Origin of the sequence: Alsobacter sp. KACC 23698 (assembly GCF_045348435.1) — a bacterium.
In the GTDB taxonomy this organism is placed as follows: Bacteria; Pseudomonadota; Alphaproteobacteria; order Rhizobiales; family Beijerinckiaceae; genus Alsobacter.
This window is the reverse complement of the sequence record NZ_CP157484.1, coordinates 4,499,297-4,513,453: the sequence shown is the minus strand read 5'-3', so window position 1 is coordinate 4,513,453 and position 14,157 is coordinate 4,499,297. Positions and strand designations below refer to the sequence as shown.

Here is a 14,157-nt window from a genome sequence, read left to right as displayed (position 1 = left end):
CACCAATACGCATACTCACATGGTGAGGCGGATGGACGTGATCTCGTCGGCGATCTGCTGGAACACGCCGTTCAGCTGGCTGGCGCTGGTGACGTCGTAATATTTCGACGGGTCCGAGGCGCAGTTCTTCAGCAGGGCGGCGTTCCCGTTCATCACCCGGATCGTGTAGAGCGCGATCTTGTTGGCGCTCTTCTTCACTTCGTCGCAGGCCAGCTTGGTGCGCTGGTCCATCTGGTAGACGCTGTCGCCGAAGCGGTTCTGGGTGTTGTCGCCGTCGGTCAGCATGATCATGAACTTGTCGACGCCCGAGGTCCCGAAGGCCGCTCCGCCGGTGAAAGGCGCGCCGGGCGACAGCGAGGCGAGGCCCCAGGCCAGCCCGATCGCGATATTGGTGTTGCCGGTCGCGCTCATGCTGTCGATCGACGTGCGCATCCCCCCGAAATTGGACGAGAGGGGCGACATCAGCGCGAGCTGGTTGCCGAACGTGCAGGACTGCACGGCCGGGTACTTGGCCATCGGGTCGTCATTGGTGTCGTAGCCGCTGTTGCGGTCGGTGACGCAGCCGGTCCAGGTCGCCTTGTTGACCCCGTAGGAGGCGAAGTCGAGCCAGGTCTCGTTGCGGTAGGCGGCGGCGTCCATGTGGACCTGGGTGTTGAACGGCACCAGCGCGATCTTGATCTGGTCGGGCTCCTTGGAGGCGGTCTCCAGCGTGCTCACCAGGGTCTTGGCCGCCTTCTTCAGTTCGGTGATCTTGGCGCCCGCCATGGAGCCGGTGTTGTCGAGCACGAGGGCGACCTCGATCTTGCGCGTGCCCCAGGCGGCCTGCCCGGAGGCGGCGAGCGCCACGTCGTTGAGGCCCGCGAGCTTCATGAAGGTGGTCGGGTAAAGGCCCTTCACGTCGACATTCACGGTCTTGCCGGTCTTGGTGACGGTCAGGCTGTTGCGCAGGAACTGCCGCGCCGACCGGTTCGGGCCGGCGTTGCTCCATTGGGACGAGAACGCGCCCTCGAAATAGTCGACGCCCTTGGCCTGCAGGTCCGCGTCGGTCAGCTGGCCGGCCTGCTTGGCCATCGCCAGAGCGGTGGAGTCGGCGGCGGACTGGAGCCGCGCCTGGATCCCGGTCGCGCGGTCGTAGTCGACGGCGCTGCCCACCGCCAGCAGGAGCGGCAGGATGGCGACCGCGAACATGACGTTGACGGAGCCGCGGTCGTCGGAAGCGAGGCGTTTCAGAATGGACATCGCAGAGGCCCTCTTGGCGTTCTGCAACTCCAGGTTTCAAAGACCGGGCCACCGGTTGTTTGAGGCGACGTGTCTCGTCATTTGAATGCAACCTGAGCGAGTATCCGCCGAGAACGGCTCAGAAGGCTCGATTCAGCCGGAATCCCCTCGTCCGGGGCGTCCCAGTTCGGCACGGCGCCGGCGCCGGGTCCCGACCCGGCACGCTTGCGCATTGCCATGCGGCGCCGGCGCCTTTATGCGATGGCGAGACGCGGGCGGCGTCGGGCCTTGGCCCCGTCGCAGCCTCACGCCGCAGGACGAAGCTCACCGAGAGAGGGCGACCGTGATCCCCAACGCCGTCAAGATCACTCCCGAACTCGTGGCCGAGCACGGCCTCAAGCCGGACGAATACCAGCGCATCCTCGGCCTGATCGGGCGCGAGCCGACCTTCACGGAGCTCGGCATCTTCTCGGCGATGTGGAACGAGCACTGCTCCTACAAGTCGTCGCGCCTGCACCTGAAGACGCTGCCGACCTCCGCCCCGTGGGTGATCCAGGGCCCGGGCGAGAACGCCGGCGTCATCGACATCGGCGACGGGCTCGCCTGCGTGTTCAAGATGGAGAGCCACAACCACCCGAGCTACATCGAGCCCTATCAGGGCGCGACCACGGGCGTGGGCGGCATCCTGCGCGACGTGTTCACCATGGGGGCGCGCCCGATCGCCTGCCTCAACGCCCTGCGCTTCGGCGATCCGAGCCACCCGCGCACGCGCCACCTCGTGGCCGGGGTGGTGGCGGGCGTCGGCGGCTACGGCAACTCCTTTGGGGTGCCCACCGTGGGCGGCCAGTTCGGCTTCCACACCCGCTATGACGGCAACATCCTGGTCAACGCCATGGCGGTGGGCATCGCCAAGGCGGACGAGATCTTCTACGCGGCCGCGACCGGCGTCGGGAACCCGATCGTCTATCTCGGCTCCAAGACCGGCCGCGACGGCATCCACGGCGCCACGATGGCGTCGGCCGAGTTCGACGACAAGTCGGAGGAGAAGCGCCCCACCGTGCAGGTCGGCGACCCCTTCGCCGAGAAGCTGCTGCTGGAGGCCTGCCTGGAGCTGATGCAGACCGGCTCGGTCATCGCCATCCAGGACATGGGCGCGGCCGGCCTCACCTGCTCGGCCGTCGAGATGGGCGCCAAGGGCGGCCTCGGCGTCGAGCTCGACCTCGACAAGGTGCCCTGCCGCGAGGAGGGCATGTCGGCCTACGAGATGATGCTGTCGGAGAGCCAGGAGCGCATGCTCATGGTGCTCGACCCCGCCAAGGAGAAGCAGGCGGAGGCGATCTTCGTAAAGTGGGGCCTCGACTTTGCGGTCGTGGGCCGGACCACCGACACCAAGCGCTTCGTCGTCCGCCACCGCGGCGAGGTCATGGCCGACCTGCCCATCATGGAGCTGGGCGACGAGGCCCCGGTCTATGACCGCCCGCACATCGCCAACACGCACCAGCCCGTGCTCTCGCCCGCCGACGTCCCGGCCCGGACATCGAACGCCGACGCGCTGGTGCGGCTGATCGGCTCGCCGGACCTGTGCTCCAAGCGCTGGGTCTGGGAGCAGTACGACCACCTCATCCTGGGCAACACCGTGCAGCAGCCGGGCGGCGACGCCGCCGTGGTGCGCGTGCTCGACGGCCCGAAGGGGCTGGCGCTCACCTCGGACGTCACGCCGCGCTACTGCGAGGCGGATCCCGTCGAAGGCGGCAGGCAGGCGGTGGCCGAGGCCTGGCGCAACATCACGGCCGTCGGCGGCCAGCCGCTCGCCGTCACCGACAACCTCAATTTCGGCAATCCGGAGCGGCCGGACGCCATGGGCCAGTTCGTGGGCTGCATCCGGGGGATCGGCGAGGCCTGCCGGGCGCTGGACTTCCCGATCGTGTCCGGCAACGTCTCGCTCTACAACGAGACCAACGGGCGCGGCATTTTGCCGACGCCGACCATCGGGGCGGTCGGGCTGCTGGACGACGTCACGGTGAACGCCTCCGTGGCGTTCAAGGCCGAGGGCCAGGCCATCCTGCTGGTCGGCGAGACGCAAGGCTGGCTCGGCCAGTCCATGTATCTGAAGGAGATCGACGGCCGGGAGGAGGGCGCGCCGCCCCCGGTCGACCTTGCGGTCGAGCGCCGCAACGGCGACTTCGTGCGCGGCCTCATCCGCAACTGGGGCCTGCGCACCGTGCATGACCTGTCGGACGGGGGCCTGGCGGTGGCGCTGGCCGAGATGACGATGGCGCGCGGCGTCGGGGCGACGATCGACGCGCTGCCCTCCGGCGCTCCCGCCCATGCGGTCCTGTTCGGCGAGGACCAGGCGCGCTACCTCCTGGCCGTTCCGGCCGACCGGGCCGAGGCGGTGCTGGCCCAGGCCGCGGCGTCCGGCGTGCCGGCGCAGCGCCTCGGACAGACCGGCGGCGACGCGTTGACGCTGCCCGGCGAGGCCCCCATATCGGTCGAGACGCTGCGCCACGCGCATGAATCCTGGCTGCCCGACTACATGGCCGGCCATCCCACCACCGCCGAACGCCTCTGAGAGGACACCCCCATGGCCATGGACGCGCGCGAGATCGAGCGGCTCATCAAGGAGGCGTTGCCGGACGCCACGGTCGAGATCCGCGACCTTGCGGGCGACGGCGACCATTACGCCGCCACGGTCGTGTCGTCGGCCTTCCGGGGCAAGACGAGGGTGCAGCAGCACCAACTCGTCTACGGGGCCCTCAAGGGCAATATGGGCGGGGTTCTGCACGCCCTTGCGCTGACGACCTCGACACCCGAATAATACCCCCACGAACGGCGCGCCTTGACCGCGCACGAGCGAAGGACGAAGCGATGAGCATCCAGGACACGATCAAGACCGAAGTCGCCTCCCAGGACGTGGTGCTGTTCATGAAGGGGACGCCGCAGTTTCCCATGTGCGGCTTCTCCGGGCAGGTGGTCCAGATCCTCGATTATCTGGGCGTGCCCTACAAGGGCGTGAACGTGCTCGAGAACGACGAGATCCGCCAGGGCATCAAGGACTTCGCCAACTGGCCGACGATCCCGCAGCTCTACGTCAAGGGCGAGTTCCTCGGCGGCTGCGACATCGTCCGCGAGATGTTCCAGTCGGGCGAGCTGCAGTCGCACCTCACCCAGAACGGCGTCCCGCTTAAGCAGCCCGCCCAGGCCTGATCCCAGGCGCTCTCCTTCTCTCCGGCACAGGGAGAAGGCGGCCCAAGGGCCGGATGAGGGGGACACCCGCCACCCCTCACCCCAACCCTCTCCCCGTTCCGGGGCGAGGGGGCCCGCTGCGGCTCTTTCCAAGACCCCGCCCCTGTCATCCCCGGCGCGCCGCGGGCGCGGGAAGGGGATCCAGAAAGGCCGGTCGAACGGTTCCGCGCTTGACAAGCGGATAAAATTCCTATACCCCTGTCCGTGCTCCGGTCCACGGAGGGGCGTCTGCAGCGTGACGGATGTGGATCGGAGGCGGCGGCCGTCAAAGCCGGGCTCACGACCCGGTCGAGGCGGCGGACGAAAGACAAGGTCCGACTAGCGAAGCGCGAAGGGGCTGAAAGCGCCCCGGGATCTTCCTTTCATCCTCCAACGCTGCGCGCGGAGCGGCGGGGCCTGGCGGCCTCCCGGCTTCCACTCTACCCACCCCACTCGCCGTGGGGCCCCCAGCGACGCTGCTCCGCGCCGCCCTCCACCCCATCCCTCCGGGCCGAAACGCCGCGGAGATAAACGCGCGTGCCCTTCTCCCCGACACGGGGAGAACGCAGCCGAGCAAAGCGAGGTCGGATGAGGGGATACCCCCACCCCTCACCCCCACCCTCTCCCCGTTCCGGGGCGAGCGGGTCGGCCGCGGCGGGAGGCTAGGGCTCCAGTTCGGTGTCCCAGTAGAGATAGTCCATCCAGCTTTCGTGGAGGTAGTTCGGGGGGAACAGGCGGCCGTTCTGGTGAAGGTCGTTCACGGTCGGCGCGAAGGGGGACTGGGCGGGGAACATCCCGACCTCCCGGGGCATCCTGTCGCTCTTGCGCAGGTTGCAGGGGGAGCAGGCGGCGACGACGTTGTCCCAGGTGGTCTGCCCGCCCTTGGAGCGGGGGATCAGGTGATCGAAGGTCAGGTCCTCGCGGGACCCGCAATACTGGCAGGTGAAACGGTCACGGAGAAAAACGTTGAAACGGGTGAAGGCCGGATGCCGCGAAGGCTTGACGTAGGTCTTGAGCGAGACGACCGAGGGCAGCTGCATCTCGAAGGTGGGACTTCGGACCGTCTTGTCATAGCGCGAAACGATGTTCACCCGATCCAGGAACACCGCCTTGATGGCGTCCTGCCAGCACCAGAGCGAGAGCGGGTAGTAGCTCAGCGGCCGGTAGTCCGCATTGAGCACCAGCGCCGGACAGGCCTCCGGCGACACCGGCAGATGAATGTGGGGCTGGTGAACGTGGATCGTCACCGAACTCCTCCTCCGAGGGCGGGCCGAATCCGCCTCTCGGGGATAGTCTATAGGGCTCGTGACGCTCTTGTGAAGCCTCGCCGCGCCGGCGCCCTTCCGGGGCCGCTGAGCGGCTGGCGGTCAGGCCCGCAGGTCGACCCGCGTTCCGGTCCCGGGCGCGGGAGCGGCCTCCACCGTCCGGGAGGCCGAATCGAGCATGCTCACCAGCATGCGCTCGGCGTCGATCTGCTGCTTCATCACGGCGACCCCGACCCGCTGCTGCAGGGCGTCCTGCTGCAGGGTGACGATGCTGGAGAGGGGGTCCACGGGGCCGATCGCGCTCATGGCCTCGGAGCCTAGCGTCAGATCCTTGCGCCTGGCTTAAGCAGGACGCTCAATTGCGTCCTAGCGGGTCGGCATCGGCTTTTCGCCGCGATAGTCGTAGAAGCCGCGGCGGGTCTTGCGGCCGAGCCAGCCGGCCTCGACATATTTCACCAGCAGCGGGCAGGGCCGGTACTTGGAGTCGGCCAGCCCCTCGTGCAGCACCTGCATGACGGACAGGCAGGTGTCCAGGCCGATGAAGTCGGCGAGCTGCAGCGGGCCCATCGGGTGGTTGGCCCCGAGCCGCATGGCGGTGTCGATCGCCTCGACGGAGCCGACGCCCTCATAGAGCGTGTAGATGGCCTCGTTGATCATCGGCAGCAGGATGCGGTTGACGATGAAGGCCGGGAAGTCCTCGGCCACCGTGACGGTCTTGCCGAGGCGGGAGATCAGCTCCTTGGCGGCCTCGAAGGTCGGGTCTTCGGTGGCGATGCCGCGGATCAGCTCGACGAGCTGCATGCGCGGGACCGGGTTCATGAAATGGATGCCGATGAAGCGCTCGGGACGGTCCGTCACCGAGGCCAGCCGGGTGATCGAGATCGAGGACGTGTTGGACGCCACCATGGCGTCCGGCTTCAGCGACGAGCAGAGCTGGGTGAAGATCTTGCGCTTCACCTCCTCGTTCTCGGTGGCGGCCTCGATGACGATGTCGCAGGCGCCGAGGTCGTCATAGGTGCGGGCGGGCTTGACGCGCTGCATCGCCTGGCGGCGGTCGGCGTCCTCGATCGTGCCCTTCTGGGCCAGCTTGGAGAGGTTGCCGTCGATGGTCTCGATGGCGGCGTGGATGCGCTCCTCGCTGATGTCGTTCAGCATCACGTCGTAGCCGGCCTGGGCGCACACCTGGGCGATGCCGTTGCCCATCTGGCCCGCGCCGATGATGCCCACCTTGCGAATCTCGAGCGACATGATTGCTGTGCGGCCGGAGCCGTCCTCTACCCGTGCTGAATCCCGCCCAGACGGGCGGAACAGTCTACCCTAAACCATCGCCCGTCCGAGAGGAGGGCGGACAATGGTCTAGCACCGCTCCGGCGGGGCCGGAACTCCGGACTGCACGCCTGTCTAGGCGTCTATTTGGACAGCGCCTTGTCCAACTCCGGCAGGATTTGGAAGAGATCGCCCACCAGGCCGTAATCGGCGACCTGGAAAATGGGCGCTTCCTCGTCCTTGTTGATGGCCACGATGACCTTGGAATCCTTCATGCCGGCGAGATGCTGGATCGCGCCCGAGATGCCGACTGCGATGTAGAGCTCCGGGGCCACGACCTTGCCGGTCTGGCCGACCTGCCAGTCGTTCGGGGCGTAGCCGGCGTCGACGGCCGCCCGGGAGGCGCCCATGGCGGCCCCGAGCTTGTCGGCGATCGGCTCGATATAGGTCTTGAAGTTCTCAGCGTTCTGCATGGCGCGACCGCCCGAGATGATGATCTTGGCGGAGGTCAGCTCAGGCCGGTCCGACTTCGACAGGCTCTCGCCCTTGAAGGTGGACAGCGCCGGGTCGGCGGCCGCCGCCACGGCCTCGACGGGGGCCGAACCGCCCTCGCCGGTCGCCTGGAAGGAGGCCGTGCGCACCGTCAGGACCTTCTTGGCGTCGGTCGCCTGCACGGTCTGGATGGCGTTGCCGGCGTAGATCGGCCGCTCGAAGGTGTCGGCGGACGCCACCTTGATGACGTCGGAGACCTGCATGACGTCGAGCAGGGCGGCGACGCGCGGCATGACGTTCTTGGCCGCGGAGGTCGACGAGCCCACGATGGCGTCGTAGCCGCCGGCGAGGCTGACGATCAGCGCCGCGAGCGGCTCGGCGAGGGGGTGCTCATAGGCGGGCGCATCGGCCAGCAGCACTTTCTCGACGCCGTCCAGCCGGGCGGCGGCATCGGCGGCGGCCTGCGCGCCGGAGCCGGCGACGAGGACGTGGACGGGACCGCCCAGCGCCTTGGCGGCGGTCAGCGCCTTGGCGGTGACGTCCTTGAGGGAGGCGTTGTCGTGGTCGGCGAGGAGCAGGGTCGGCATCAGATCACTCCCGCTTCGTTCTTCAGCTTGGCGACGAGCTCCTCGACGGAGGTCACCTTGGCGCCCGCCTTGCGGCCCGGCGGCTCGGTGGTCTTGAGCACCTTCAGGCGCGGCGAGACGTCGACGCCGTAGTCGGCGGCGGTCTTCTCGTCGATGGGCTTCTTCTTCGCCTTCATGATGTTGGGCAGGGAGGCGTAGCGCGGCTCGTTGAGGCGCAGGTCCGTGGTCACGATGGCGGGGAGCTTCAGGTCGACAGTCTGCAGGCCGCCGTCGATCTCGCGGGTGACCTCGACCGAGCCGTCGCCCAGCGCCACCTTGGACGCGAAGGTTCCCTGCGGCCAGCCCAGCAGGGCGGCGAGCATCTGGCCGGTCTGGTTGCAGTCGTCGTCGATGGCCTGCTTGCCGAGGATCACCAGCGAGGGCTGCTCGGCCTCCACCACGCCCTTCAGGATCTTGGCGACGGCGAGCGGCTCGGTGGTGGTCTCGGTCTTGACCAGAATGCCGCGGTCCGCCCCCATGGCGAGGCCCGTCCGGATGGTCTCGGCGGCCTGCGCCGGGCCGATGGAGACGACCACGACCTCGGTCGCCTTGCCGGCCTCCTTGAGGCGCAGCGCTTCCTCGACGGCGATCTCGTCGAAGGGGTTCATCGACATCTTCACATTGGCGAGCTCGACGCCCGAGCCATCGGCCTTGACGCGGATCTTCACGTTGTAATCGACCACCCGCTTCACGGGCACGAGGACCTTCATCGTCTCTCCTCCGGGGAGCGCGGCGCGCATCCCGTCCATCAATCAAACAGGCAGGCGGCGACCGTAATGGCGGGCCCGAAGCCTTGTCAACGCGCCGAAACGCCTATGCGTCCGCGCCGGCCCGGCCTTGGCGGGCCCATCCCGGCGCCGTCAGGCGGGCGGCGCGACGGCGTCGGACGGGAGACGCCGCAACAGCGGGATCAGGGCCACGCCCGTCGCAAAGCCGCCCACATGGGCCCACCACGCGGTGCTGGACTCGTCGCCCGAGACGGCGTGGTAGACCTGGACGGCGATCCAGAGGCCGAGCATCCAGGCGGCGCTGATCCGCATGGGGATCAGGTTCAGCATCAGGCCCCAGATCTGGGCGCGCGGATGCAGCACCAGATAGGCCCCGATCACGCCCGCCACCGCCCCGGACGCGCCGATCAGGGGATGCTCGCTGGCCGGGTCCATGACCGCGTGCAGCAGCGCCCCGGCGGCCCCGCAGGCGATGTAGAAGCCCAGGAAGGCGGCGTGCCCCATCGAGTCCTCCACATTGTCGCCGAACACCTGCAGGAACAGCATGTTGCCGACGAGGTGCACGAAGCCGGCGTGCAGGAAGAGGGTGGTGACCAGCGTCAGCGGCGCCGGGATCAGGTCGTAGCCGGGCGGCAGCGCCGCCTGGCCCCAGAGCACGGCCGGGATCACGCCGCCCATGAGGGCTGCGGGGTCGACGCCGCCGGCGATCAGGCCGGACCAGGTTCCGAGCCAGACCAGCGTGGTGACCAGCAGGATCAGCCTGGTGACGTGCGCGGCCTTGAGGCGCCTCAGCGGGATCTGGTCGCGGAGCGGCAGGAACATGCTACCGCGTCTTTCCCGGCACCCAGAGCACGTCGCCCGACCCCCTGTCATTGACGTGGCGGGAGGCGACGAACAGGAAGTCGGAGAGCCGGTTGGCGTAGCGCAGGGCCGGCGCGCCCACGGTCTCGCCCGGCGTCGCCGCGAGATGCACGATCAGGCGCTCGGCGCGGCGGCTCACGGTGCGGGCCAGATGCAGGGCGGCGGCGGCCGGCGAGCCGCCCGGCAGCACGAAGGACCTGAGCGGGTCGAGCTCGGCGTTGAGGGCGTCGATCTCGGCCTCGAGCCGGTCGACCTGGGCGTCGATGATGCGCAGCGGCTCGTAGTCGAGCGGCTTTCCGGCGTCGGGCGTGCACAGGTCGGCGCCGAGGTCGAAGAGGTCGTTCTGGATGCGGGCCAGCATCTCGTCGACGAGGGGGTGAGCTCCGCCGGTGTGCTGGCGCGCCAGCCCGATCGTGGCGTTGGTCTCGTCGACGGTGCCGTAGGCCTCGACCCGGAGGTCGTATTTGGGCCGGCGTTCCCCCGAGCCCAGGCCGGTCGAGCCGTCGTCGCCCGTGCGGGTGTAGATCTTGTTGAGCCGAACCATCGACGCGCCTCCCGGGACACGATGTCCCGGCGGGGTTTATAGCGGCTCAGAAGCTGTAGCCCACCCGCATTCCGACATTTGTCAGGCCGCGATTGTCGCTGCAGATTCCCGCATTGGAGATGTGCTCGACGGTGCCCATCACGCTGAGGTTCTCGGTGATGCGATAGCCGAGCGAGGCGGATTCGCGGAAGGCGGCGTGGCAGCCCATAGCGGAGCGCCCCACGGGGGTCACGGGGCCGGCCGTGCCGTTGTTGAAGGAGCCGCCGAACGTGGTCTCGAAGAAGATCCGCTGCGTCACCTCGAACGTCCAGGTGAGGCCCGCATAGACGTGGCTGGTGTCGCCCTGGGTGTTGATGGTGGCGCCGAGATGGGGGCGCGGCACGAAGCTGTTCCAGAGCGGGTCGTTGAGGACGATCGGCTTGGCGAAGAGCAGTTCGGCGTTGACGTCGACGCTGCCGGTCTCGGGGCTCCACGGGTCATGCGCGAAGCCGCCCACCCGGAACTCAGACAGGAACGGGTTGGCCGTCGCGGCCCGCACCGACGGGGACGTCAGGTAGTCCGCGGCGCCGGCGTCGCCCGAGGCGGCGGCGGCGACGATGGCCAGGATGGCTGTGAGGTGTAGGTGTGGTCGCATGCGCTCTCCGCAGACGAGTGATCCACCCGTATGGTTAACAGAGCGTAAAGCCGCAAGGCCCGGCCTTTACGGGGCGCATCCTGGAAGAGAATCGCGCCTTTGTGCAACCTGAAAAGACGACGTTTTCGTGTCCTAATTATCAGCCTCGCGCCCAAATCGCGAAGAGGACCAGTACAATTGTCAAGAATTGCAGCCCCACCCGCCAACGCATCAGCCGCTGCGAAGTGTTCGGGCTGCCGCCCCTGAACATGTTGATGAAACCCATGAGGAGCACGAGGACGACGCCCCCCATGGCGAAGGGCACGGCGTTGTTGAGGATGACGGCCACCGGCGGGCTCCCGACTGGATCGGACGGGGCGGAGGGCGCCGCCGATCACGCTGACATCTAGTCCCATCGCCGCCACGCGCCAAGCGCGGCCGTTGGTCGCCGGATCGCCGGCAGGCCCGCGACGCGGACCTGGCGTCAGTTCACCGGCAGGAGGCGCTGGAGATAGTCCAGCTCGTCCTGCGGGCGGTTGGGATCGCCAAGGCGCCGGCGCAGCTCCTCCATCACCTCGCGGGCGCGCTGCTCCAGGGTGCCGCCCTTGCCGCCGCGGCGGAACTTGGAGCGGTCGCCCGCCTCGGTCGTCGGCGTCGGGCGCCCGAGCGGGTCGTCGTTGGGCTCGGAGGACTGCGCCCGCCGGTTGCCGGGCTGGCCCGGTCCGTTCGGGTCGCCCTCGGCCTGCTGCGAGCCGTCGCCCTGCTGCATCTGCTGGGCCATGCCCTGGGCGCCGCGGCGCAGTCCCTCCAGGGCGCGGCCCTGCTGGTCGACCGCCGGGCCGTCCTCGCCCCGGCCCATGGACTCCTCGGCCTGGCGCATGGCGTCCTCGGCGTCGGCGAGGCCCTGCTCGCCGTTCATGCCGTTCTCGCGCATGCGGCGCTGCAACTCGCGAAGCTGCTGGCGAAGGGCCTGCTGGCGCTGGCCGAGGCCCTCCATGCCCTCCTGGTCGCCGTCGCCCTGGCCCATCTGGTCGCCCTGCTCGTCGCCGTCGCCCTGGTCGCCGGGCTCGCCCTGCTGACCTGGCTGGCCCTTCTGGCCTTTCTGACCCTTCTGCCCCTGCTGCTGGCCGCGCTGGCGCTGGCCCTGCTGGGGCTTCTGGCCGTCGCCGCGGCGGGCGTCGCGCTGGCGCTGGCCTTCGCGGAACGTCTTGTCGCGCAGCTCCTGCTGCTCGCGGGTCATCTTGTCCAGATCGTCGAGGGCCTGCTCCATCTGCTGCTGGCCCTGGTCCATCTGGCGCTGGCCGGGACGGGCGGTCTTCAGGTTCTCCAGGATGTTCTTGAGCTGGTCCAGCATGCGCTGGGCGCTCTCCATGTCGCCCTTGCGGGCCATCTCCTCCATGCGGTCGAGCATGCTCTTGAGGTCCCGCGGCGTGATCATGCGGGTGTTCGGGTCCATCCGGCTCTGCTGCTGGTTGGGGTCCCGATTCTTCAGCATCTGCTCGGCGTATTCGCGCAGGTAGCGGTCCAGCGCCTGCCGGAGCTCCTGGGTGAGGCGCTTCAGCTCCTGCTCGGTCGCGCCCTTGTCGAGCGCGTTCTTGAGGTTCTCCTGCGCCTGCCGGAGCGCCTTCTCGGCGTCGGTGACGTCGCCGTCCTCCACCTGCAGGGCCATCTCCCACAGGAGGTCGGCCACCGAGATCAGGTCGGCGTCGGCCCTGGCGACGCGCAGCCGGGTCGCGGCGGTGCGCAGTCCCAGATAGACGGACGCATCGGGGGTGAACTGCTCCGGCGCGATCATCAGGGCCTGCAGGGCGTCATAGACGCGCCGCCGCCCGGCGGGATCGAGGATCAGGTCGCGCCGCTGCTCGACCAGCGCCTTGGCGAGGGGCTTGCTGAACGGTCGCTGCGGCAGGGTGACGTTGATGGGGGTGCTGTGGCCCTCCTGGCCGATCTCGTCCTTGGCGACGAGCGTCATCTCGACGCGGGCGCCGGCCCAGGGATGGTCGGAGAGGTCCACGGTCGTGCGGGTCTCGCCTTCGCGGTTGTCGCCGCCCGGCAGCGTGAGGGCGGCCTGCGGGGCGGGCACCAGGGGCGGGCGCTTTGGCTCCACGGCCTTGCCGCCGCGGATCAGCTTGCCGAAGCGCGCCTCGGCGGAGACGACGCCGTAGTCGTCCTTGATCTCGTACGGGATGGTGAAGCCGCCGCGCTCGGCCGTCTGCGGCTCGGCCGTCAGCTCGATGGAGGGCGGCCTGTCGGGGATCGACGTGATCGCGATGGAGGCCAGGGTCGCGCCGCCGCGCTTGACCGTGAGAAGGCCGTCGCCCGTCACGGTCCAGCGGCTCTCCCGGCTGGCGTCCGCCGGCTTGTCGCCGGGGGCGTTGGCCTTGACGGCGCCCGGGGCGGGCTTGCCCGCGGCGGCCGGCGCGGCGGGCCTGACCGGCGCTGCGGCTGTCGCCGGCGCGTCGGCGGGGTCCTTGGGGACTTCCAGCCCGCCGCTCGCCGAGAGCGTCAGGTCGTGGGCGTCGGAGGCGCGGACCACCAGGGTCGAGCGCACCGGGGCGCGGACCTTCGGGGCCGGGGCGGCGCCGTCCGGACCTGCCTTCAGGTCGAGCAGCATCGGGGGAAACTGGGTGTAGCCCGGCGGATCGATCCAGCCGTCGAGGCGGAAGGCGACCTGCTGGGCGTTGCGGCCCGACCAGTCGAAGGCGGCCATGAGGCGCGCCTCGCGCTCCGGGCCGGCGACGAAATAGGCCGCCACCAGGGCGAGCGCCACGCCGAAGCGAACGGCCCAGGGGTCGCGGTCGGCGAGGCGGGGGGCGGGAGCGCCCACGGTCAGCCGCTCGGCCGAGTCGAGGATGCGGGCGCGGTGCGCCTCCCACAGGGCGCGGGTGCCCGGATCGGACGTGTTGATGGCCAGTTCGTCGGCGAGGGCCGTCGCCGGGCGGTGCGCCAGGCGGGAATCGGAGTCGAGCCTCGCGAGGCTCTCGCGCCAGGTCGGCCGCGGAGCCCGCAGCGCGCCCACCGCCGCCGCGCCCAGCACGAGGCCGAGCAGCGCGACGCCGACGACGCGGGCCCAGGAGGGCGTGGCCAGCCACAGGCCGAGCCAGGACAGGGCGACGAACAGCGCCGCGGCGGTCAGCGCCAGCGCCAGCCACGGCCAGGACCGCTCCCAGGCGAGCGTCAGCGAGGCCCGCCGGGCGAGCCTTGCGACCCGCGCCGCCACCAGGCGGGCGCGCTCGGCTTGGGAGGCGGGCGTCACGCCCTGCGCGTCTTCGCTCATCGCGGCTCCTCTGGCCCCATGTTGAGAGCCTAGCATGGGGCG

14 protein-coding genes are annotated in these 14,157 nt (G+C 69.6%); 3 read left to right on the top strand and 11 right to left on the bottom strand.

The annotated features are described in order from the left end of the window. Positions 1-15: 15 nt before the first annotated feature. Complete coding sequence (locus ABEG18_RS21500) at positions 16-1,239, bottom strand: VWA domain-containing protein (RefSeq protein WP_406855084.1); 1,224 nt, start codon at positions 1,237-1,239, stop codon at positions 16-18. A 325-nt stretch (positions 1,240-1,564) separates the two neighbouring features. Between ABEG18_RS21500 and purL the strand changes: the two genes are divergently transcribed. From purL to grxD, 3 genes are read left to right on the top strand one after another with little or no spacing between them, the layout of a single operon-like run. Continuing rightward, positions 1,565-3,790, top strand: a complete 2,226-nt coding sequence (gene purL / locus ABEG18_RS21495; protein ID WP_406858673.1) for a phosphoribosylformylglycinamidine synthase subunit PurL — start codon at positions 1,565-1,567, stop codon at positions 3,788-3,790. Positions 3,791-3,802: 12 nt separating this feature from the next. Continuing rightward, positions 3,803-4,036 carry a BolA family protein gene (locus ABEG18_RS21490; protein ID WP_406855083.1) on the top strand — a complete coding sequence of 78 codons (234 nt, stop codon included), beginning with the start codon at positions 3,803-3,805 and terminating at the stop codon, positions 4,034-4,036. Between the two features lie 50 nt (positions 4,037-4,086). Beyond that, positions 4,087-4,425, top strand: coding sequence for a Grx4 family monothiol glutaredoxin (gene grxD, locus ABEG18_RS21485; RefSeq protein ID WP_406855082.1), 339 nt, complete (start codon positions 4,087-4,089; stop codon positions 4,423-4,425). Positions 4,426-5,105: 680 nt separating this feature from the next. Here grxD and ABEG18_RS21480 read toward each other — a convergent pair. From ABEG18_RS21480 to ABEG18_RS21435, 10 genes are all read right to left on the bottom strand, one after another. Then, positions 5,106-5,690 (bottom strand): HNH endonuclease, encoded by a 585-nt coding sequence (locus tag ABEG18_RS21480; protein ID WP_406855081.1) that lies wholly within the window; start codon positions 5,688-5,690, stop codon positions 5,106-5,108. Positions 5,691-5,810: 120 nt separating this feature from the next. Beyond that, entirely contained in the window at positions 5,811-6,014 is a 204-nt protein-coding gene (locus ABEG18_RS21475) for a putative motility protein (protein WP_406855080.1), read from the bottom strand. Positions 6,015-6,074: 60 nt separating this feature from the next. Beyond that, positions 6,075-6,956 carry a 3-hydroxybutyryl-CoA dehydrogenase gene (locus tag ABEG18_RS21470; protein ID WP_406855079.1) on the bottom strand — a complete coding sequence of 294 codons (882 nt, stop codon included), beginning with the start codon at positions 6,954-6,956 and terminating at the stop codon, positions 6,075-6,077. Positions 6,957-7,117: 161 nt separating this feature from the next. Continuing rightward, positions 7,118-8,053, bottom strand: coding sequence for an electron transfer flavoprotein subunit alpha/FixB family protein (locus tag ABEG18_RS21465; protein ID WP_406855078.1), 936 nt, complete (start codon positions 8,051-8,053; stop codon positions 7,118-7,120). Beyond that, positions 8,053-8,802 (bottom strand): electron transfer flavoprotein subunit beta/FixA family protein, encoded by a 750-nt coding sequence (locus ABEG18_RS21460; protein ID WP_406855077.1) that lies wholly within the window; start codon positions 8,800-8,802, stop codon positions 8,053-8,055. The genes ABEG18_RS21465 and ABEG18_RS21460 overlap by 1 nt, the downstream gene beginning before the upstream one ends. Before the next feature lie 150 nt (positions 8,803-8,952). Further along, entirely contained in the window at positions 8,953-9,642 is a 690-nt protein-coding gene (locus tag ABEG18_RS21455) for a rhomboid family intramembrane serine protease (RefSeq protein WP_406855076.1), read from the bottom strand. A 1-nt stretch (position 9,643) separates the two neighbouring features. Beyond that, positions 9,644-10,225 (bottom strand): cob(I)yrinic acid a,c-diamide adenosyltransferase, encoded by a 582-nt coding sequence (locus ABEG18_RS21450; protein WP_406855075.1) that lies wholly within the window; start codon positions 10,223-10,225, stop codon positions 9,644-9,646. A gap of 46 nt (positions 10,226-10,271) precedes the next feature. Further along, complete coding sequence (locus tag ABEG18_RS21445) at positions 10,272-10,859, bottom strand: acyloxyacyl hydrolase (RefSeq protein WP_406855074.1); 588 nt, start codon at positions 10,857-10,859, stop codon at positions 10,272-10,274. 139 nt (positions 10,860-10,998) lie between these two features. Then, positions 10,999-11,187, bottom strand: a complete 189-nt coding sequence (locus ABEG18_RS21440; RefSeq protein ID WP_406855073.1) for a twin transmembrane helix small protein — start codon at positions 11,185-11,187, stop codon at positions 10,999-11,001. 135 nt (positions 11,188-11,322) lie between these two features. Continuing rightward, positions 11,323-14,115 (bottom strand): TIGR02302 family protein, encoded by a 2,793-nt coding sequence (locus tag ABEG18_RS21435; RefSeq protein WP_406855072.1) that lies wholly within the window; start codon positions 14,113-14,115, stop codon positions 11,323-11,325. Positions 14,116-14,157: the final 42 nt, after the last annotated feature.

Coding starts and splice junctions, on each gene's coding strand:
- ABEG18_RS21435 (WP_406855072.1), bottom strand. CDS start 14,115: ATGAGCGAAGACGCGCAGGGCGTGACGCCCGCCTCCCAAGCCGAGCGC.
- ABEG18_RS21450 (WP_406855075.1), bottom strand. CDS start 10,225: ATGGTTCGGCTCAACAAGATCTACACCCGCACGGGCGACGACGGCTCG.
- ABEG18_RS21470 (WP_406855079.1), bottom strand. CDS start 6,956: ATGTCGCTCGAGATTCGCAAGGTGGGCATCATCGGCGCGGGCCAGATG.
- ABEG18_RS21460 (WP_406855077.1), bottom strand. CDS start 8,802: ATGAAGGTCCTCGTGCCCGTGAAGCGGGTGGTCGATTACAACGTGAAG.
- ABEG18_RS21475 (WP_406855080.1), bottom strand. CDS start 6,014: ATGAGCGCGATCGGCCCCGTGGACCCCCTCTCCAGCATCGTCACCCTG.
- grxD (WP_406855082.1), top strand. CDS start 4,087: ATGAGCATCCAGGACACGATCAAGACCGAAGTCGCCTCCCAGGACGTG.
- ABEG18_RS21455 (WP_406855076.1), bottom strand. CDS start 9,642: ATGTTCCTGCCGCTCCGCGACCAGATCCCGCTGAGGCGCCTCAAGGCC.
- ABEG18_RS21465 (WP_406855078.1), bottom strand. CDS start 8,053: ATGCCGACCCTGCTCCTCGCCGACCACGACAACGCCTCCCTCAAGGAC.
- ABEG18_RS21445 (WP_406855074.1), bottom strand. CDS start 10,859: ATGCGACCACACCTACACCTCACAGCCATCCTGGCCATCGTCGCCGCC.
- ABEG18_RS21490 (WP_406855083.1), top strand. CDS start 3,803: ATGGCCATGGACGCGCGCGAGATCGAGCGGCTCATCAAGGAGGCGTTG.
- ABEG18_RS21500 (WP_406855084.1), bottom strand. CDS start 1,239: ATGTCCATTCTGAAACGCCTCGCTTCCGACGACCGCGGCTCCGTCAAC.